The 19,537-nt window shown below is 70.4% G+C and carries 17 protein-coding genes and 1 tRNA gene; 14 read left to right on the forward strand and 4 right to left on the reverse strand.

All coding sequences use genetic code 11. The features are described 5' to 3' along the window. Positions 1 to 49 precede the first annotated feature (49 nt). A complete protein-coding gene (locus tag MFF55_RS17175) occupies positions 50 to 898 on the reverse strand; it encodes a uracil-DNA glycosylase (RefSeq protein WP_238245316.1) in 849 nt (282 codons plus the stop codon). A gap of 209 nt (positions 899 to 1,107) precedes the next feature. Here MFF55_RS17175 and MFF55_RS17180 point away from each other — a divergent pair, with 209 nt between their 5' ends. The 4 genes from MFF55_RS17180 (at position 1,108) to MFF55_RS17195 (ending at position 7,422) form a co-directional block, all read left to right on the forward strand. Beyond that, on the forward strand, positions 1,108 to 2,781 hold the full coding sequence (locus tag MFF55_RS17180) for an electron transfer flavoprotein-ubiquinone oxidoreductase (RefSeq protein ID WP_238245342.1): 1,674 nt from the start codon (positions 1,108 to 1,110) through the stop codon (positions 2,779 to 2,781). Positions 2,782 to 2,892: 111 nt separating this feature from the next. Further along, complete coding sequence (locus MFF55_RS17185) at positions 2,893 to 4,737, forward strand: tetratricopeptide repeat protein (protein ID WP_238245317.1); 1,845 nt, start codon at positions 2,893 to 2,895, stop codon at positions 4,735 to 4,737. A 115-nt stretch (positions 4,738 to 4,852) separates the two neighbouring features. Further along, entirely contained in the window at positions 4,853 to 5,728 is an 876-nt protein-coding gene (locus MFF55_RS17190; RefSeq protein ID WP_238245318.1) for a 4-(cytidine 5'-diphospho)-2-C-methyl-D-erythritol kinase, read from the forward strand. Between the two features lie 89 nt (positions 5,729 to 5,817). After that, positions 5,818 to 7,422, forward strand: coding sequence for a putative bifunctional diguanylate cyclase/phosphodiesterase (locus MFF55_RS17195; protein ID WP_238245319.1), 1,605 nt, complete (start codon positions 5,818 to 5,820; stop codon positions 7,420 to 7,422). A gap of 109 nt (positions 7,423 to 7,531) precedes the next feature. Here MFF55_RS17195 and MFF55_RS17200 read toward each other — a convergent pair whose 3' ends face one another. Beyond that, positions 7,532 to 8,554: a polyprenyl synthetase family protein gene (locus MFF55_RS17200; RefSeq protein WP_238245320.1), complete on the reverse strand. Its 1,023-nt coding sequence runs from the start codon at positions 8,552 to 8,554 to the stop codon at positions 7,532 to 7,534. A 209-nt stretch (positions 8,555 to 8,763) separates the two neighbouring features. Here MFF55_RS17200 and MFF55_RS17205 point away from each other — a divergent pair, with 209 nt between their 5' ends. The 7 genes from MFF55_RS17205 (at position 8,764) to MFF55_RS17235 (ending at position 14,633) form a co-directional block, all read left to right on the forward strand. Beyond that, positions 8,764 to 8,997: a putative signal transducing protein gene (locus MFF55_RS17205; RefSeq protein WP_238245321.1), complete on the forward strand. Its 234-nt coding sequence runs from the start codon at positions 8,764 to 8,766 to the stop codon at positions 8,995 to 8,997. Further along, complete coding sequence (locus tag MFF55_RS17210; RefSeq protein ID WP_238245322.1) at positions 8,981 to 9,724, forward strand: tRNA1(Val) (adenine(37)-N6)-methyltransferase; 744 nt, start codon at positions 8,981 to 8,983, stop codon at positions 9,722 to 9,724. The genes MFF55_RS17205 and MFF55_RS17210 overlap by 17 nt, the downstream gene beginning before the upstream one ends. Positions 9,725 to 10,016: 292 nt before the next feature. After that, on the forward strand, positions 10,017 to 10,805 hold the full coding sequence (locus tag MFF55_RS17215; RefSeq protein ID WP_238245323.1) for an SDR family NAD(P)-dependent oxidoreductase: 789 nt from the start codon (positions 10,017 to 10,019) through the stop codon (positions 10,803 to 10,805). Further along, positions 10,759 to 11,541 (forward strand): TetR/AcrR family transcriptional regulator, encoded by a 783-nt coding sequence (locus tag MFF55_RS17220; protein ID WP_238245324.1) that lies wholly within the window; start codon positions 10,759 to 10,761, stop codon positions 11,539 to 11,541. The genes MFF55_RS17215 and MFF55_RS17220 overlap by 47 nt, the downstream gene beginning before the upstream one ends. After that, positions 11,453 to 12,790 carry an SCP2 sterol-binding domain-containing protein gene (locus tag MFF55_RS17225; protein WP_238245325.1) on the forward strand — a complete coding sequence of 446 codons (1,338 nt, stop codon included), beginning with the start codon at positions 11,453 to 11,455 and terminating at the stop codon, positions 12,788 to 12,790. The genes MFF55_RS17220 and MFF55_RS17225 overlap by 89 nt, the downstream gene beginning before the upstream one ends. Further along, positions 12,787 to 13,650: a hypothetical protein gene (locus MFF55_RS17230; RefSeq protein ID WP_238245326.1), complete on the forward strand. Its 864-nt coding sequence runs from the start codon at positions 12,787 to 12,789 to the stop codon at positions 13,648 to 13,650. The genes MFF55_RS17225 and MFF55_RS17230 overlap by 4 nt, the downstream gene beginning before the upstream one ends. An 86-nt stretch (positions 13,651 to 13,736) precedes the next feature. Continuing rightward, positions 13,737 to 14,633 carry a lipase/acyltransferase domain-containing protein gene (locus MFF55_RS17235; protein WP_238245327.1) on the forward strand — a complete coding sequence of 299 codons (897 nt, stop codon included), beginning with the start codon at positions 13,737 to 13,739 and terminating at the stop codon, positions 14,631 to 14,633. 25 nt (positions 14,634 to 14,658) lie between these two features. Here the strand turns inward: MFF55_RS17235 and MFF55_RS17240 are convergent, their stop codons facing one another. Then, positions 14,659 to 15,849: a glycosyltransferase family 2 protein gene (locus MFF55_RS17240; protein WP_238245328.1), complete on the reverse strand. Its 1,191-nt coding sequence runs from the start codon at positions 15,847 to 15,849 to the stop codon at positions 14,659 to 14,661. Positions 15,850 to 16,679: 830 nt separating this feature from the next. On the opposite strand from MFF55_RS17240, the gene MFF55_RS17245 reads away from it, so the two are divergent. Beyond that, positions 16,680 to 16,931: a hypothetical protein gene (locus MFF55_RS17245; RefSeq protein WP_238245329.1), complete on the forward strand. Its 252-nt coding sequence runs from the start codon at positions 16,680 to 16,682 to the stop codon at positions 16,929 to 16,931. A gap of 37 nt (positions 16,932 to 16,968) precedes the next feature. Here the strand turns inward: MFF55_RS17245 and MFF55_RS17250 are convergent. Beyond that, positions 16,969 to 17,044, reverse strand: a tRNA-Glu gene (locus MFF55_RS17250). 71 nt (positions 17,045 to 17,115) lie between these two features. Here MFF55_RS17250 and MFF55_RS17255 point away from each other — a divergent pair. Continuing rightward, complete coding sequence (locus tag MFF55_RS17255; RefSeq protein ID WP_238245330.1) at positions 17,116 to 18,111, forward strand: RluA family pseudouridine synthase; 996 nt, start codon at positions 17,116 to 17,118, stop codon at positions 18,109 to 18,111. 275 nt (positions 18,112 to 18,386) lie between these two features. After that, positions 18,387 to 19,277 carry an RNA polymerase sigma factor RpoH gene (gene rpoH, locus MFF55_RS17260; RefSeq protein WP_238245331.1) on the forward strand — a complete coding sequence of 297 codons (891 nt, stop codon included), beginning with the start codon at positions 18,387 to 18,389 and terminating at the stop codon, positions 19,275 to 19,277. Positions 19,278 to 19,537: the final 260 nt, after the last annotated feature.

The following is a 19,537-nucleotide window of genomic DNA, read 5'->3' on the forward strand; positions in this document are numbered from 1 at the left end:
TAATCGCGTGCCGTCCGCTACGGTTCCGCTTGGAAGCCCTTAAGCCGTCTCAGGCCTTGCCGTCGAGGGCCGCGCGCAGGGTCCGGAAATCCCGCCAGGCCAGCCGCTTCTGGACGGGTTGGCGCAGGAGATAGGCCGGGTGAAGCGTGGCGAGCGCCCGGATCTCGCGGTCGCCGACGCGGTAGGGATAGAAGCGGCCGCGCGCCTTCAGGATGCCGTCCTTGGTGCCCGTCAGCGTCTGGGTAGCCGGGCTGCCGAGGCAGACGATGAGGTCGGGATCGGCGAGCTCGATCTGGCGCTCGATGAAGGGGCGGCAGATCGCGACCTCCTGGGGCGTCGGGTTGCGGTTCCCCGGCGGACGCCACGGGACGATGTTGGTGACGTAGGCGTTGGTCCGGTCGAGGCCGATTGCTGCCATCATCCGGTCGAGGAGCTGGCCCGAGCGACCCATGAAAGGCTTTCCGACCCGGTCCTCGTCGGCACCCGGCGCTTCGCCCACGAACATCAGCTTCGAGGCCGGGTTACCGTCGGCGAAGACGAGGTTCTTGGCCGTGAACTTGAGCGGGCAGCCGTCGAAGCCGGCGAGCAGCGCCTCGAGCTCCTCCAGCGATTGGGCGTTCCGGGCCTGCGCGCGGGCATCGCCCGCGGCCTCGCCGGGCTTGGCCGCGGCCGACCGGCCGAAGGTGCGCGGCGGCGCAGCCGGGGCAGGCGCGCTCACCGCTGGAGTAGCTCTGGCGACGGCAGGTGCTTTGGGAGGGACTTTCGGCACTGCTGCGGGCGCCTCGGCCTCGTTGAAGCGGTCGTGGGGGTGCTCGTCGAGGCCCAGATCGACGCCGGCCTCGACGTGAAAGTCGAGGTAGGAGATCAAGTCGGCCTGCGTGTCGTTGCGCTGACTCATCAGAGATATGTGGAGTCTCGCAGGCCTGTGGACAACCGGTCGCGCTGCGGCGCGCGGGCGCAATCCGGGCGCCGTTTTCCCTACGCGAGCGCGACGACTCGGCGGTTTTCCGCGCACCCGCCGGGTTGCCTTCACAGCTTGGAATGGGTTGAGAGTGAGCGCAACGCATGAGCGAAGGGCCGCAGCCGGCCCGCAAGGAGGACGTGAGGATGGCGCTGCCCGAACGCGAGGCGATGGATTTCGACGTGGTGATCGTGGGCGCCGGGCCCGCCGGGCTCGCCGCCGCCATCCGCCTCAAGCAGCTCGCCGCCGAGACCGGCAACGAGATCGCCGTCGTCGTCGTCGAGAAGGGCTCCGAGGTCGGCGCGCACATCCTTTCCGGGGCCGTCATCGATCCGCTGGGCCTCGACAGCCTCGTGCCGGAATGGCGCGACGACCCGGACCGGCCGCTCAAGACCCCGGTCGAGCGCGACGAGTTCATGTTCCTGACCAAGAACAGCGGCGTCGGCCTGCCGAACTTCGCCTTCCCCAAGTTCATGTCGAACCACGGCAATTTCGTCGGCTCGCTCTCGAACGTGACGAAGTTCCTGGGGCGCAAGGCCGAGGAGATCGGCGTCGAGATCTACCCGGGCTTCCCGGCCGCGGAGGTCCTCTACGACGAGCGCGGGGCGGTGGTCGGCATCGCCACCGGCGACCTCGGCATTGCCAAGTCCGGCGAGCCGCGCGACGACTACACCCGCGGCATGGAGCTGCGCGGCAAGTACACGGTGTTCGGCGAGGGCGCCCGCGGCTCGCTGACCAAGGGGCTGATCGACCGGTTTGGGCTCAATGCCAACAGCGACCACCAGAAGTACGGGATCGGCGTCAAGGAGCTGTGGCAGCTCGCACCCGGCAAGTTCGAGCCCGGCCTCGTGCAGCACACGATGGGCTGGCCTCTGCCGAACAAGGCCGGCGGCGGCTCCTGGCTCTACCATTTCGACGACCACCTGCTCTCGGTCGGCTTCGTCACGCACCTGAACTACGAGAACCCGACCCTGTCGCCGTTCGAGGAGTTCCAGCGCTTCAAGACGCACCCGATGATCCGCGAGGTCTTCGAGGGCGGAAAGCGCATCGGCTACGGCGCGCGCGCCATCATGGAGGGCGGCTGGCAATCGGTGCCCAAGCTCGTCTTCCCCGGCGGCTGCCTCGTCGGCGACTCCGCCGGCTTCGTGAACGTCCCGCGCATCAAGGGCTCGCACAACGCGGTACTCTCCGGCATGCAGGCGGCCGAGGCCATCGCTGCAGCGCTTGCGGCAGGCCGGCAGGGCGACGAGCTCGTAGATTACGAGAACGGCTGGCGCGACAGCCCGATCGGGCGCGACCTCAAGACGGTGCGCAACGTCAAGCCGCTGTGGTCGCGATACGGCACCCTCGTCGGCGTGGGCCTAGGGGGCATCGACATGTGGGCGAACACGATCCTGAACGCCTCACCCTTCGGTACGCTCAAGCACGGCAAGCCGGACCATCTCTGCACCAAGCCGCTCGCCGAGGTGACGCCGATCGTCTACCCGAAGCCCGACGGCAAGCTCACCTTCGACCGGCTCTCCTCCGTCTACCTCTCGAACACCAACCACGAGGAGGACCAGCCGCCGCACCTGAACGTGCGCGACATGGGGCTCCAGAAGGCCTCCGAGCACGACGTCTATGGTGGGCTCTCCGCCCGCTACTGCCCGGCCGGCGTGTATGAATGGGTCGAGGACGCAGCCGCCTCAGGCGGGGTCCGCTACCAGATCAACGCGCAGAACTGCGTTCACTGCAAGACCTGCGATATCAAGGACCCCAACCAGAACATCAACTGGGTGACACCGGAGGGTCCCGGCGGGCCGAACTACCCGAACATGTGAGGGGGCGCCGGCCTTGCTTTCGCCTTGCGGGCATGGCGGGAAGCGTTCAGTGTCCCGCCGATTTGTCGCCGGCGTTTGCGAGCCGGCGCGCCATGAACCTCTCGGGTGCCCATGAACGGTAACGCCGCTGCGACCCGCCGGACCCTCTCGGCCGTCTTCCTCTGCCTTGCCGCGTCCTGCTCCGCGCTCGCCGCGCAGCCGCGGGAATCGAGCCCTGTCTCGGAATACGAACCGGCGGAGTCGCTGGAGGGCAACTTCCTCTCGGCCTACATCGCCGGTGCCGCGCGCGACACCGCCGCCGCGGCGAGCTTCTACCGCGAGGCCGTGAAGGCCGACCCGCGCAACGCCGAGCTCCTGGAGCGGGCCTTCGTCTCGCTGCTCGCCGACGGTGCCCTTAACGACGCCTTCCGCGCCGCCGAGCGTCTCACAGCCCGCGATGGGACCAACAACCTCGCCCAGCTCTCGCTGGGCGTGCGCCAGATCAAGGCCGGACAGTTCAACCAGGCGCGGCAGAACTTCGCGCGCAGCGGCCGGGGGGCGGCGGCCGACCTCACCGCGACCCTGCTCACCGCCTGGGCCTATGCCGGCGCCAATGACGGCAAGCGCGCCATGGAGACCGTGGCCAAGCTCAAAGGCGAGCGCTACTACAACACCTTCCGGGATTTCCACGCCGGCCTCATCGCCCAGCTGATCGGCGACAATGCGGAGGCCGAGCGCCGGCTGAAGGCCGCCTACGACGCCGACCGCAACACCCTTCGCATCGTCGACGCCTACGCGAGGATGGAAGCCGGAGCCGGCCGCACCGACCTTGCCATCCAGGCCTACACCGAGTTCGACCGGCTGCTGCCGCGCCACCCCGTGGTGCGCGACGCCCTCGACCGGCTCAAGGCGGGCAAGCCTCTTCCCCGCCTCATCAACACCGCCCAGGAGGGGGCCGGAGAGGTGCTCTACGGCCTTGGCTCGGCCGGCTCGACGCAAGGGGATGAGCTTCCGGCCGTGGTCTACCTGCGGCTCGCCCTCTATCTCGCGCCGGAGCACGGGCTCGCCCGCCTGACGCTGGCCGACATCCTCGACCGGATGAAGCAGCCGGAGCGCGCCAACGAGGCCTATTCCCAAATTCCGGCCTCGTCGCCGCTGAAGCTCAACGCCGACATCCAGATCGGGCTCAACCTGGAGCAGATGGGCAAGGGCGATGAGGCGATCCAGCACCTCGACGCGGCGATGAAAGCGCATCCGGACAACATCGACGTCATCACTGCGCTGGGAAACGTCCAGCGCTCTCGCAAGAAGTACGAGGAGGCGGCGGCCACCTACAGCCGGGCCATTGGCCTGATCGGCAATCAGCCGGCAGCGAATTACTGGACCACCTTCTACTTCCGCGGCACCGCCTACGAGCGCGCCAAGCAATGGCCGAAGGCCGAGGCCGATCTGAAGAAGGCCCTCGAACTCGTCCCCGCAAGCCAGCTCGGCGCCCGCGCGCAGGTGCTCAACTATCTCGCCTATTCCTGGGTCGACCAGAACATCAACATCGACGAAGCCTTCACCATGTTGAAGCAAGCCGTCGACGCGGCTCCGCGCGACGGCATGATCATCGACAGCCTCGGCTGGGCCTATTTCCGCCTCGGCCGCTGGGACGACGCCGTGCGCGAACTCGAGAAGGCGATCGAGCTCAAGCCCGGCGATCCGACGATCAACGACCATCTCGGCGACGCCTATTGGCGGGCCGGCCGCCGGCTCGAGGGCAAGTTCCAGTGGCAGCACGCCAAGGACCTGAACCCGGAGCCCGAGGACCTCGAGAAGATCAACGCCAAGCTCAAGGATGGAATGCCGGAGCTCGACAAGCCCGCCGCCACCGCGGAGAACCCGCCGGAGCCTGGGGCCAATCCGGAGCTGCCCAAGGGCGCGCCCGCACCGAGCGAGCCGCCCGGCGCCGCCGACAAGAAGAGCGGCGGCTGAAGGATCGGCGCGGGGTTGACCTGACGCGCCGGAAGGCGCCAAGCCATCCCGCGCGCCCCATCCGGCCAAGCTTGAACCTCGGGCGCGATCCGATCCCGTTCACGTCCGAGACGTTGTGCAGCCCCTCGTCACCCGCGCTCCCGCCAAGATCAACCTGACCCTGCACGTCCTCGGCCGGCGGGCCGGCGACGGGTATCATGAGCTCGAGAGCCTCGTCGCCTTCACCGGCGCGGGCGATACCTTGACGCTGACGCCGGGACCGGAGCTGGCGCTGACGGTGTCGGGCCCGACATCGGGGCCGGCCGGGCCGCTGGACGACAACCTCGTGATGCAGGCCGCCCGTCACCTCGCCGCCGGATATCCCGGTCTGCGCTGGGGCCGCTTCGACCTCGTCAAGCGCCTGCCCGTGGCCGCAGGCATCGGCGGCGGCTCCTCCGATGCCGCGGCCGCCCTGCGCCTGCTCGCGCGCCTGAATGGGCTGGACCTGAGCGACCCCGCCGTGGTCGCGGCGGCCCGCGCCACCGGGGCCGACGTGCCCGTTTGCCTGGAGCCGCAGGCCCGGATGATGCGGGGCGCTGGCGAGGCGATCGGGCCCGTCCTGCGGCTGCCACCACTGCCGGCCGTGCTGATCAATCCCGGCGTTCCCGTGGCGACGGCACCGGTGTTCCGGGCCCTCGGCCTCGCCAGCGGCGAGCGCCATCCCGGGGCACCGCATCCCCTCGTCGCGCCGGAGCCGACGCTCGGAGCGCTGCTCGACACCATCGCCCCGGCGCGCAACGATCTCGAGAGCCCGGCCCTCACGGTCGCTCCCGTCGTCGCCACGGCCGTCGCGGCCCTTCGGGCCTCTCCCGGCTGCCGCGTGGCGCGCATGTCCGGGTCCGGCGCCACAGTGTTCGGCCTCTTCGTCGACCGTGCCTCGGCCTCCGCCGCCGCCCGTCGCATCGCCGCCCTCCACCCCGATTGGTGGGTCAAGGCCTCGCTCCTGCGCTGACAACGGCGTCGCTCCGCTGTGCGGCCCGGGCCCGGATTCACCTCCGGGAAAGACTCGCGTGCCTAAGCTCACCGGAACGGGAGTGCGGAATGGACCAGGGAAGATCCGGCTCTTGGGCCGAGGGTGAGCTGCGCGAGTTCCTCAGCCTCATGATGATCGGCGCCTGCGTCTGGATCGCCGGGACGCAGCTCGGCGCCTTCGGAATCCTGTTGGATCTCGTGGCGCTCCACCGCCTCGACGACCTCGTGATGCTCTTCATCTGCATGAGCGTCGGCGTCGTGGTCGCCGCCATCCGCAAGTCGCTGAAGCTGCGTCGAGTCATGGAGGCTCGTGACAATGCCCAAAGCCACGCGGAATCCGTGGCGCGCCACGACGCCCTGACCGGCCTCGCCAATCGCAGGCTCTTCCAGGAGACGCTGGACGGGCATCTCTCCGGCCGCACCGACATCCCGTCCGTCGCGGTCCTCCTGATCGACCTCGACCGGTTCAAGCCGGTCAACGACGTGCACGGGCACGCGGCGGGTGACGCCGTCCTCTGCACGGTCGCCGACCGCCTGCGGACGCTGACGTCGCGAGGAATTACCGCCCGCCTGGGCGGCGACGAGTTCGTCGTCCTCTTCGATTACGGCAGCGATGCTGAGGCGGTGGGGCGCCTTGCCCAGGAGATCATTGCCTCGCTCTCGAACCCCGTAGAGTTCGGCGCGAGCCGCCTGGAGATTGGCGCGACCATCGGCATCGCCGTGGCGACTCCGGAGACGGCCACCGCCGAGACCCTGCTCCACGCCGCCGACGTCGCCATGTACCAGGGCAAGCGCGACGGGCGCGGCACCTTCCGCTTCTTCCAGTTGGAGATGGGTCAGGCGCTGAAGGTCCGCGCCCTGCGCGAGCAGGAGCTGCGGGCGGGCATCCTGCGCGGCGAGATCGAGCCCTTCTACCAGCCCGTCGTCGCCCTGCCGGGTCGCGAGCTCATCGGCTTCGAGGTCCTCGCCCGCTGGCGCCATCCGGACCAGGGTCTGCTCGGCCCGGGGGAGTTCATCCAGCTGGCCGAGGAGACCGGCATGATCGCCGACCTGAGCTGGTCGCTGATGCGCCAGGCCTGCAACGACGCCCGCCTCTGGCCGGCCCATCTCCAGCTCGCCGTGAACATCTCGCCCCTGCAGCTGCAGGACCGCCAGATGCCCGAGCGCGTCCTCGCCATCCTCACCGAGACGGGTTTCGCCCCGAGCCGGCTCGAGATCGAGATCACCGAGACGGCGCTGGTCCAGGATCTCGAAGCGGCGCGCATCGCCCTTCGGTCGCTGCAGAACATCGGCGTGCGCATCGCCCTCGACGATTTCGGGACCGGCTATTCGAGCCTGTACCACCTGCGCGAGTTGAAGTTCGACAAGCTCAAGATCGATCGCAGCTACGTCGCCTCGATCCCCCTGGGTTCCGAGCGCGCCAAGCTCGTCGATGCCATCATCGCCCTCGGCTCGAGCCTCGGCTTGGTCACCACGGCCGAGGGCATCGAGAGTGCGTCGAGCGTCGAATGGCTGGCCGAGCAGGGCTGCACCTACGGCCAGGGCTTCCTGTTCGGCCGTCCGATGGACAAGCCGGCCACCGACCTGCTGCTCAACGAATGGTCGGACGTCGCGGGCAAGCTCGTGCTGTCAGGATCCACGCCGCAGGACGTGAGCCTCGGCGCGGCCGCCTGACGGGGCCGAAAGTATTTTCCGCCGAGGTGGTTACCGGTTCGGCGAAAGAAAATGCGTTGCAACAGGAAGATAGAGCATTTTTCGTGATCCAGAGATCACGGAAGATGCTCTAGTGCGCCCGCGCGATACAGAAATCCACGACCTGGAGCAGGGCGGATTTCGTCGGTCCGTTGGGGAACAGGGCCAGCGCGTCGCGGGCCATCGCGCCGTAATGGCGGGCCCGCTCGGTCGTGTCCTCGAGCGCCCGGTGACGACGCAGGATCGCGAGTGCCGCGTCGAGGTCGCCCGCCTCGACCTCGCCGCGCTCCAGGGTCCGCCGCCAGAAGCCGCGCTCCTCGTCGCTGCCGCGGCGAAAGGCGAGCACGATCGGCAGGGTGATCTTGCCCTCGCGAAAGTCGTCGCCGACATTCTTGCCGAGGGAGGCGCTGGCGCCACCGTAATCGAGCACGTCGTCGACAAGCTGGAAGGCGATGCCGAGATTCATGCCGTAGGAGCGGCAGGCGGCCTGCTCGGCGCGCGGGCGCTCGGCCAGCACGGGGCCGACCTCGCAGGCCGCCGCGAATAGCTCCGCCGTCTTGGCCCGGATCACCGCGAGGTACTCGTCCTCGGAGGTCTCGGTGTTCTTGGCGGCGGTGAGCTGCATCACCTCGCCCTCGGCGATGACGGTGGCGGCGGCCGAGAGGATGTCAAGGGCCCGCAACGAGCCCACCTCGACCATCATCCGGAAAGCCTGGCCCAGCAGAAAGTCACCGACGAGCACGCTCGCCTCGTTGCCCCATTTGATGCGGGCGGCGACCCGGCCGCGGCGCATGTCGCTCTCGTCGACCACGTCGTCGTGGAGGAGCGTGGCCGTGTGCATGAACTCGACGCTGGCTGCGAGCTTCACGGCGCCGTCGCCGGCGCGGTAGCCGCAGAGGTCGGCCGCCGCGAGCGTCAGGATCGGTCGCAGGCGCTTGCCGCCCGAGGCGATCAGGTGCTGGGCCACCTCGGGGATCATCTCGACCTCCGAGCCCGTGCGGGACAGGATGCACGCGTTCACGCGTTCCATGTCCCGCGCCACCAGCGCGACGAGATCGTTCAGGCTCGCCTCCGGATCGGAGCGGCCCTCCTCGATGGGAACCACGACACCCAACGCCCGATGCCTCCAGGTCAGATCGACCCGCGGGATCGTCCGCGGGAGTGGGCGATATGGGACGCGAGAGCCCGTTCCGGCATCTCCCGCCACCCGTCGCCGGTGCCGCACCCCATCGCACGGGGCTTGGGACGCTGCAACACGGGCCCGTCGCGCTATAGAGGCCGGAAGGGACGGCCCCTTCTTACGGCCGCATGTCGGCAGGCTCCATGACCGAACTGATCCGCAGCAACGACATCGTGCTCATGGGCTTCGCCCAATCGCTGCTGGAAGGGGCCGAGATCCCCGTGCTCGTCGCCGACCAGCACATGAGCCTGATGGAGGGCTCCATCGGAGCCTTCGCGCGCCGGCTCCTGGTGCCTGACGACCATGCCGGCCAGGCACGTCGGCTCCTCACAGAGGCCGGCCTCGCCCACGAACTGCGCGATGAAGGCGGTCGCTGACCCGGACGCCCCCGATGCCTGGCTCGGCGGGCGCCTGCGCCTGCGCCAGCCACCGCGGGGTGCGCACCGGGCCGGGACCGACGCCCTGCTGCTTGCCCGCCTCGTCATCCCGGAGCCGGGGGCCGTGGTCTGGGACCTCGGCGCGGGGACCGGGGCCGTCGGCCTCGCGGTGGCGGTCGCCGCCCCAGGCTCCCGGGTCGTGCTCGTGGAGCGAGACCCGGCGCTGGCCGCGCTGGCGCGCGAGAACGCCGCCCTAAATGGCCTCGCCGACCGGGTGACCGTGCGCGAGGCCGACCTGCTCGAGGCCGCCTCCGCCCGGCACGCGGCCGGCCTTGCGCCCGGCCTCGCGGACGTGGTCCTCACCAACCCGCCGTTCCACGATCGGGGGCACCGGCCCTCGCCGGTCCCGGGCAAGGCCGCGGCGCATAGCTTCCGCGCCGGCGACCTCGATGCTTGGCTGCGCGCCTGCCTCGACCTTCTCAAGCCCGGCGGCCGCCTCGGGTTGATCCACCGGGCCGACGCCCTGCCGGCCTGCCTCGACGGCTTGCGCGGCCGCTTCGGCGCCATCACCGTCCGGCCGGTCCACGCCCGCGCCGAGCGCGCGGCGATCCGGGTGCTGATCACCGCGGTGAAGGGCAGCCGAGGTCCCTTCGGGCTGCTCCCGCCGCTGGTGCTTCAGGATTCCGAGGGACGCCCGAGCCCCGAGGCCGAGGCGATGCAAGCCTAGGGGCTGGGATCTCGGTCGTCGACGGTCCGCGGCGGTGGAGACGCCGGCCCTGTGACCTCGTCGATGACGGGGCACCCCTCTCGACAACGCATCACGGCGCCGACGCGAGCACCGACGCCACCTCGAGCTGAAGCTCTCGCGACGCCGCCCCGCGCCACGAGGAGCCGTCAGAACTTCGACTTATGTTGACAGCGTCTACTTGCTGGGTCATAGGTTGACGATGTCTACTTCATCGCCTCGCTCCTCTCTTCTCCGGAAAAGCCTCCGCGATTGCTACGGTCCCTGGGCCGTCGTGACCGGCGCGTCCTCCGGCATCGGGCAGACGATCGCGTCCGAGCTTGCGAGGGAGGGCCTAAACCTCGTCCTGGTGGCGCGCGGCGAGACCCTCGGCGCGCTCGGCGACACGCTGAAGGCGGGTCACGGCATCGCCGTCCGTGTCCTCACGGCCGACCTCAGCGACCCCGCGCAGGTCGACGCGGTGTCGGCGGATTGCGCCGATCTCGACATCGGCCTCCTCGTCGCGGCGGCAGGATTCGGCACCTCAGGACCCTTCCTGCGGGCCGATTCCGTTCAGGAATGCGCGATGCTCGACCTGAACTGTCGCGCGCTCATGCTGCAGGCCCACCATTTCGGCCGGCGCTTCGCCGCCCGCGGCCGCGGCGGGATCGTACTGATGGCCTCCCTCGTCGGCTTCCAGGGCACGCTCCTCGCCGCCCACTACGCCGCGACCAAGGCCTATGTTCAGACCCTCGCCGAAGGTCTGCGGGTCGAACTCGCCGGGAGCGGCGTCGACGTGCTGGCCTCCGCGCCGGGTCCCGTCCGTACGGGCTTTGCCGCCCGGGCCGACATGCGCATGGGCGCCGCCCTGTCGCCGCAGACGGTGGCGCGCGCCACCCTCGCCGCTCTCGGCCGGCGCACGACCGTGCTGCCCGGCGCGCTGACCAAGCTCCTCGCCTATTCGCTCGCGCCCTTGCCGCGCCCGCTGCGCGCCCGGATCATGGGCCGCGTGATGGCGGGGATGACGAAACACCAGCATGAGCAGAACACCAGCGAAGCCCGCACCGAAGCGAAACCTGCGTGAGGAATGCGTGGGCGCGGCACTGGCGATCATCGAGCGGAACGGCGTCGAGGCGCTCAGCCTCCGGGACGTGGCCCGGCAGCTCGGCGTCTCGCATCAGGCGCCCTACAAGCACTTCCCGAGCCGGGACCACATCCTGGCCGAGGTCGTCGCCCGGGCCTTTGCGGGATTTGCCGCCCATCTCGACGCCCGGCCGCCCGGCGGCGACGCGCAGGCGGACCTCGCCGCCATGGGCGGGGCCTATCTCGCCTTTGCGGCCGCGCACCCGCTCCAGTACCGGCTGATGTTCGGAACCCCCTTGCCCGATGCGGCCGAGCACCCCGCCATGATGCGCGAGGCGCGCCATGCCTTCTCCCTGCTGCGCGACGGGCTCGCGCGGGTCGCTGCGGAGCGGGGCGCACCGGCGACGGAGGACGCCCTGGACCGCGACGCCCTCTACGTCTGGGCGAGCATGCACGGCATGGCGAGCATCCGGGCCTCCTGCGCCGTAGACACGCTGGGATTGTCCCCCGACGTGCTGGCCTCGGCGGGCCGCTACGGATTGGCGCGCGTGTCCCTCGCCCTCTCCGCGCCGGTGCCGGCGCAGGGACTCCCTCACGGCGCCGCGGCGCCGGCCGATCCGAACATCCCCGCTCCGAGGAGACCCCCGAATGACGGCGCTCGACCAGCACCCGACCGTCCGGTACCGGCGCGCCGGGCGCGAATCCGGCGCCCGCTCGCCTCGGACGACCACGGCTGAGGAGCTGCGCGCCCTCGCGCGCGCCTGCGGCGCCGACGATTGCGGCCTCGTGCCCATCGACGATCCGGCCCTCGAGGGCGAGCGCCCGCACGTCCTGCGCTGCTTTCCCGCGACCCGCACGCTGCTCGTCATCGTCAAGCGGATGCACCGGGGACCCGTGCGCTCGCCGGACCGGTCGGTGGCGAACCACGAGTTCCACAGCAGCGGCCACGCCGTGGACGAGGTGGCGCGGGCGGTCGTCGGCCGCCTGGAGGATATGGACATCGACGCCGTCAACCCGGCCATGGCCTTCCCGATGGAGCTCGACGGCTTTCCGGGCCGCGGCTGGGTCGTCTCGCACAAGATCGCGGCCGAGGCGGCGGGGCTCGGGCGCATGGGCATCCACCGCAGCCTCATCCATCCGCGCTTCGGCAGCTTCGTCCTGCTCGGGACCGTGCTCGTTGCCGCGGATGTGGCTGCCGAGGCCCGCACGCTCGACTTCAATCCCTGCCTGGAATGCAAGCTCTGCGTGGCCGCCTGTCCCGTCGGCGCGATCAAGCCCGACGGCTACTTCGACTTCTCGGCCTGCCTCACCCACAACTACCAGCAGTTCATGGGCGGCTTCGTGAACTGGGTCGAGGACGTCGCCGACAGCGGCTCGGCGGCGGCCTACGGCGAGCGCGTCAGCTATGCCGAGACCGTGCAGCGCTGGCAGAGCCTGTCCTACGGGCCGAACTACAACGCCGCCTACTGCATCGCCGTCTGCCCCGCCGGCGAGGACGTGATCGGCCCCTATCTCGACGACCGGAAGGGCTTCACGGAGGCCTTCCTGCGGCCGCTCCAGCGCAAGGTGGAGCCGATCTACGTCGTCAAGGACACCGACGCCGAGGCGCACGTCGCCAAGCGCTTCCCGCACAAGCGGGTGCGCCGCGTGCGCCCGAGCGGACGCGCGACGACCATCGCGAACTTCCTCATGGGCATGCCGCTCGGCTTCCAGCGGGGCAGGGCGGAGGGACTGGCGGCGACGTATCACTTCTCCTTCACGGGGGCGGAGCAGGTGGCGACGACGGTGATCATCCGCGACCGGACCCTCGCCATCCGGGACGGCCATGTCGGCACGGCGGACCTGCGGGTCGTCGCCGATGCCCGCACCTGGATCCGCTTCCTCAACCACGAGGTCTCGCTGCTGCGCTGCCTCGCCACGCGCCGCCTGCGAATCAAGGGACCGCCGCGGCTCCTGGCAGCCTTCGGGCGCTGCTTCCCGACATGAGCCATCCGCTGCCAAGCCTTCCGGAGCCCGTGCTGCCCGGCCTGATGCGCCGCCGCGGCGTCCCCGCGCTCGCAGCGGCGGAGCGCCTCTGGTGGTTCGCCGCCCTCGGCTTCCTGTGCACCTTCGTCATCATGAGCATCGTGCAGCAGGGCGACGCGCGCCTGCTCAACGGCGAGAGCGTCTGGGCCAAGCCGCTGAAATTCGCCCTTTCGAGCGCCGTTCACTTCGGGTCGATCGCCCTCGCGGTCCATTGGCTGCGGCCGGCCTGGACCGCGAGCGCCTGGATGACCGCCCTGGCCGCCGCGTCGGTCGCCGCGGCCGTCTTCGAGGTCGCCTACATCGCGCTGCAGGGCGCCCTCGGCGCGTCCTCCCATTTCAATGTCAGCACGCCCCTTCACGCCGCGCTGTGGTCGCTGATGGCGGCGGCCGCCGTGATCGTGCTGGCGCCGATGGCCGTCATCGGCCTCCTCGCGGCCCTGGACGATCGGGCGCGCTGGCCCGCTCCCGTGCGGGCGGGCGTCGCGGTCGGCATGCTCGGCGGCGCCCTGCTCACCCTGGTGACGGCCTTCCGCATGGGGGCGAACATGAGCCACTTCATCGGCGCGCCGCCGTCCTGGGACAGCCTCGTGCCGCTGACGGGCTGGTCCTGGCGGGGCGCGGACCTGCGGCCGGCCCATTTCCTGGCCACGCACATGGCGCAGGCGATTCCGCTCCTGTCGCTCGCGGCATCCCCCCTGGTCCCGCCGCGCGCCGCGATCGTCGCGGTCGTGGCCTTCGCCACCAGCTGGACCGGGCTGACAATCCTCGTGTTCGGCAACGCCCTTGCGGGAGGCTCGCTCGCCACCCTCCTGGCATCCTGAGGGGCGTCCAAAGCCCGCGGACCGGAACCGCCGCGCGCCGCCTGGCGTTCGCCGGTCGTCCAATGGGAGCAGTCAAGCGTCGGTCGATGGTAGCGTCGCACAAGCCCGGCATCGTCCTCGGCATCCACGGCCTAGCCAACAAGCCGCCCGTCGACGAGAAGCGGCGGTGGTGGGAAGCGGCCATCCGGGAGGGGCTAAAGCGCAACGGTCACGGGACCGAGACTGCGGCCGAGTTCGCCTTCATCTACTGGGCCGATCTCCGCTACGAGCGCCCGCTCGGGCCCGACGAGAACAACGAGCCCTACGAGCCCGATTCCGGCACCGGTCCCTTTCCCCGCCGGACGGAGGCGGAGCCGCAGCTGACGACGCAGGTTCTGAGCACCCTCTATCGCGGTGTCGACTGGCTCGAAGCCAAGACCGGCGTCACCACCGTCGACGACCTGATCCTGGAGTACCGGTTCGACGATCTCTGGCATTACCATTCCCAGGAGGCCTTCACCCGGAAGGTCCGCGGCCGGGTCCGCGACGAGCTCCTGCGCCACGCCGACCAGCGCATTCTCCTCGTCGCACACTCGATGGGCTCGATCATCGCCTACGATTGCCTCAGGCTCCTCGAACGGGAATGGCCTTCCCTCAAGGTCGCCCATTTCGTGACGATGGGCTCGCCGCTCGGGCTCGGCGACGTCAAGCTGAAGGTCGCGTCTGAGCACGGGGCGGCGCGCGTGCCGAACAATGTCGAGCGCTGGACGAACTTCGCCGACCAGCGGGACCTCGCGGCCGTCGCCGGTGCCCTCTCGGATGATTACCCGCCGAACGATTACGGGGTGACCGTGACCGACGTCCTGGTCGTGAACAGCTATCTGCGACCCAACGGCGAGCCTAACCCCCACAAGTCCTACGGCTATCTGCGCACTCCGGAATTCTCCGCGATCGTGGAGGATTTCGCGCCCGCGCCGCGCCGCGTCGTCGCCGCGACCGCCTGAGAGATGGTGTCCTCGCCGGCAGGTCTCAGCCGCCGCGCGGCGCGGGAGCCGGGATCTGCCGCCGAGTCGGCCCGCGGCGCCCGATGAGGAGCGCCGCAAACCCGTCGCGGAGGCCGGCGGCCAAGCGCATCGTGGTGACCAAGATCCGGCCGCGCTTGATCTGCGCCGGCAGCGCGCGGGGTCCGAGCGGGCGGTAGACAAGGCGCGGGCTGACGCGCTCGGCCTCCGCCACCGCCATGTCGGCGCCGGGCAGGGCCGCGATATCGCGCGCCGCAGCCGCGGGGATCGCAAGTGCCACGCGCCAGGCCATGCTCCGCCGGAGCCGACCCTCGCCGTGCAGGCGCCGGATCCGGCTTCGCCAAAAGTAGCGGAACACCGCCCGGTGCAGGGGCTCCATCCGCGCATCGCAGAGCGCATCGGGCAGCTCGCAGCGGGAGCGGATCGTATCCGCGACGCCGCCCGGCGCACGCCCGGTGAGCCGCGCCGAGATGGTCACCACGACGTCGCGGGCGTGCCGCACATGCAGCCCCGCCCGGATCAGGGCGGCCACGAAGGCCCCGTCCTCGCCGAGCGGGATCGCGGGCATGCCGCCGACGCGCCGGTAGGCGTCGAGCCTGACGGAAAGCGAGGCGCCGATCGTCGTGCGGTGGCACGGCCAGGGGTCGTGCGGATCGGAGTCGATCCGCGCCTCCACCTCCGTCAGGATGTCGTCGTAGGCGTCCTCCAAACGGCCGCGGGCGAGCAGCGATCCCGGCAACTGCGCGGCCTCCTCGGCGTCGAGCGTGACGCGTCCGGCGACGGCATCCGCCCCCGCCTCCAAGACCGCGAGGTTGCGGGCGACCCAGTCCGGCGGGACCCGGCTGTCGGCATCCGTGGACAGGATCGTGCCCGTACCCTGCTCCGCCTCAAGCCATTCGGCCGCGGCATCCATCGCGGCGCGCCGGGCCCAGCCGGCATTGGCGCCCTCGAACTCGACGACGAAGACGCGGACCGGAAGCGACATCCCCGTCCGCATCGCCTCGACGATCTCGACGGTGCCGTCGGTGCAGTTGTTCAGGAACAGGACGAGCCCGAGGCTGCCGGGCCGCAGCCCGGCCTGCGCGTCGATGGCTCCGAGGCAGGCCGCGATGCGCTCGGCCTCGTTGCGGACGGGAATGGCGATGACGGCCTCGACGGCACCTGCCGCCGGCGGGTTCGAAGGGGGCGCGAGGGACACGAGGGACTCCGATGGGAAGGACCGGGCGGCCCGGTCGCCGCGTCCTATCAGGTTCAGCCGAGCAATGTGGCACCCGCCGGCTGTTTGCAGGATGAACACGGCGACAGTGCCGGGCTGGGACGGCCCGTAACGCCTCACTCAAGCGTGGCGTCGCGTCTCGTCACATCGCTCGCCCTCGGCCCTGCCGCCGACGTCCTGGCGCTCGCCTCTCGAAGGCGAGACGGTCGTGCTGGCCTGAAACATGCCAGCAAACTCGGTGCGGTACGCCAAGGGCGCGCGTCCGGACCGCCTCCGCCCCCTCGAGCGGTCGGGATCTCGCCGGCGGGTCGGAGGGTTCCGATAGGAGCCACCCGACCCGCTGCATCCCGCGGCATGCCGGGACGCCGTCCGGTCGACTGGCTCAAGCCGGAGCGAGAGAGAGCAGCCTTGGTCCTCCAAGCCCCTATCCGATTCGCGTTGCTCGCCGCGCTCCTCGCCCCCGCCCCGGCCTGGTCCCAGCACATGGCCCTGACCCCGGGCCGAGTTCCGCCTGCGCCGCATCCATCGCCCATCCCGCCCGAACAAGCCGCGCCGCTTCAGCCTGCGCGCCCTCCGGCTCAGCTCGGCGACGGACGTCTTCCAAATCAGCGGACCGGTTCGATGCGCGAGCGTGTCGTGCGGGACATCTGCATCGGCTGCGATCGATAAGGCCGCGTCAGGCGAGGTGGTCGCGGCACCGCGAGCGGCGACGCTTGACGCCGTCGCCGGCTGTCATCCATCGAGAAGAACCGTTTCCGCGATCAAGCGTTTGTTCTCGCGATCGAGCAACGGTCGGGAAGGGGAGAGATCTCATGCGCAAGATTCTGATTGCTGCGGCCGCCCTGGGCGCTCTGATGATCCAGGACGTGCCGAGCTTCGCGCAAGGCATCCGGATCGGCCCTGGCGGGGTCGATATCGATGATGGGCGCGGCTACCGCGATGAACGCGACGAGCGTCGCTACCGCCGCATGTGCCGCGAGCTTCGCGATGCTTGCGAGAACAAGGACCTCTACGGCGAGGAAGGCCAGGGCAACTGCCGCCGCTACCGCCGCACCTGCGGCTGACGCCTTCCTGAGGAGATGTAGCGCCTCGGCGCCCGGCTGGCGCTCCCAAGGGGAATCGAACCCCTGTTTTCGCCGTGAGAGGGCGACGTCCTAGACCGCTAGACGATGGGAGCTTTCCGGCGGGAGGGCGTTCGTATAGCGAGGCGCGGGCGCAGGGGCAAGGCCCGGTGAGAGGATCGGGCGAGTGAGCGAGCCGGAGCATCGTCGCGTCGCTCTGGGACCCGAGGCGCTCGTCGAGCGCCTCGACCGGGCCCTGGCCCGCGCGCTTCCCGATATCTCGCGCTCGCGCCTTCAGGATCTCGTTCGCGCCGGCCATGTTCGGCGCGACGGGAGCGAGACCCGCGATCCCGCCCTGAAGGTGGGTCCCGGCCATGTCCTCGACCTGCGGATGCCCGAGCCGGTGGCGGCCGAGCCGGAGGCCGAATCCCTCGGGCTCGTGATCGCGTACGAGGATGATGACCTCATCGTGATCGACAAGCCTGCCGGCCTCGTCGTGCACCCCGCCCCGGGGCACGAGGCCGGCACGCTGGTCAACGGGCTGATCGCTCATTGCGGCGCCAGCCTCTCGGGGATCGGCGGCGTGCGCCGGCCCGGCATCGTCCACCGCCTCGACAAGGACACGAGCGGCCTTCTCGTCGTCGCCAAGAACGACCGCGCCCATCAGGGGCTGACGGCGCAATTCGCCGATCACGGCCGCACCGGCCCGTTGGAGCGGGCCTATCTCGCCCTCACCTGGGGCATCCCCGAGCCGCGCGCCGGGACGATCGACGCCAACCTCGCGCGCAGCCAGCGGAACTGGGAGAAGATCGCCGTCGTCCGCGAAGGGGAGGGGCGCCGGGCGATCACGCATTACCGCGTCGAAGCCTCGCCCGATCGTGAAGGGCTGGTGGCTCTGGTCCGCTGCCGCCTGGAGACGGGGCGCACGCACCAGATCCGCGTGCATCTGGCCCATCGCGGCCATCCGCTCCTCGGCGATGCGGTCTATGGCGGCGCGTTCAAGACGAAGGCCGCCAGGCTCGGCGAGGACGCCCGCGCCGCCCTCCACGCCCTCGGGCGCCAGGCGCTGCACGCCACCCTGCTCGGCTTCGCCCATCCCCGCACGGGAGAGACCCTGCGCTTCGAGAGCCCCCTGCCGCCGGACATGGTAGCCCTCGTCGCGGCCTTGGAATCCAGGGCGTAACCGTCGCGGCAGGCCGCGCGAAACGGTCGGGCCGGCGGCGCGACGAGGCATCGCAGCGCCGGCAAACAACGTGCGGAACCGCACGCCGGTCGGCGGGCTTTCCTGGCAAGAATGATCGGTCTTCGCGTTCGTGCGTTGAGGCCGACGTCGCGTACCGGGCCGCCTACCGGTGCCCCCGGTTTCCCGCTAAAGTCGGGAGGTCGGGCGGCCGGCTCAAGAGAGCGGTGGCCCGTGTTCGGTCCGCCCGCTCGGGGGACTTTCCAAGGAGGTAGACCATGGCCGGCGCACTGCCCGTGCTCGCCAACGAGGGTGGCCTTTCGCGCTACCTCGACGAGATCCGCAAGTTCCCGATGCTGGAGCCGAACGAGGAGTTCACCCTCGCCAAGTCCTGGCGGGAGCACGGCGACCGGGAGGCGGCCCACCGCCTCGTGACCTCGCACCTGCGCCTCGTCGCCAAGATCGCCATGGGCTATCGCGGCTACGGCCTGCCGATCGGCGAGGTCGTGTCCGAGGGCAATGTCGGCCTCATGCAGGCCGTGAAGCGCTTCGAGCCCGACAAGGGCTTCCGCCTCGCGACCTACGCGATGTGGTGGATCAAGGCCGCGATCCAGGAATACATCCTGCGCTCCTGGTCGCTCGTGAAGATGGGCACCACGGCCAATCAGAAGAAGCTGTTCTTCAACCTGCGCAAGGCGAAGGGCCGGATCTCGGCGCTCGACGAGGGCGACCTCAAGCCGGACCAGGTGGCGCAGATCGCGACCAAGCTCGGCGTCCCGGAGCAGGACGTGATCGACATGAACCGCCGCCTCTCGGGCGACACCTCCCTCAACGCCCCCTTGCGTGAGGAGGGTGAGGGCGAGTGGCAGGATTGGCTCGTGGACAACAGCCCGAGCCAGGAGACCGTGCTCGCGCGTGAGCAGGAGGGGCAGAACCGCCTCTCGGCGCTCCGCGATGCGCTGGGCGTGCTCAACCCACGCGAGCGGCGCATCTTCGAGGCGCGTCGCCTCGCCGAAGATCCGATCACCCTCGAGGATCTCTCGGGCGAGTTCGGCGTGTCGCGCGAGCGCGTGCGGCAGATCGAGGTGCGGGCCTTCGAGAAGATCCAGGAGGCCGTGAAGCGCAACTTGGCGAGCCGCGAGGCGCCGCGCGCGGCGATGGGGGCTTAAGGCGCGCGCCGGCAGAGGCGCATGGGCTTGGGTCGGTCTCCCCGGTTCCGTGCGCATCTCTGTCCCCTCGCGCCCGGCGATCGTCTTCGCGGATCCAGCAATGGTCATCGTGAAGCACCCTCTTCCTACCAACCGCCGTCATTCCGGGGCGCCCCTAGGATCTGCCCTTCGGCCAGTCCGAGGAAAGGCTCCGGCGAACCCGGAGTCCAGAACCGCCGACGGCTCTCCATCCTGCCGCCGCGGCGGCTCTGGGTTCCGGG

The organism is Methylobacterium iners (assembly GCF_022179305.1).
GTDB classification, from domain to species: domain Bacteria; phylum Pseudomonadota; class Alphaproteobacteria; order Rhizobiales; family Beijerinckiaceae; genus Methylobacterium; species Methylobacterium iners.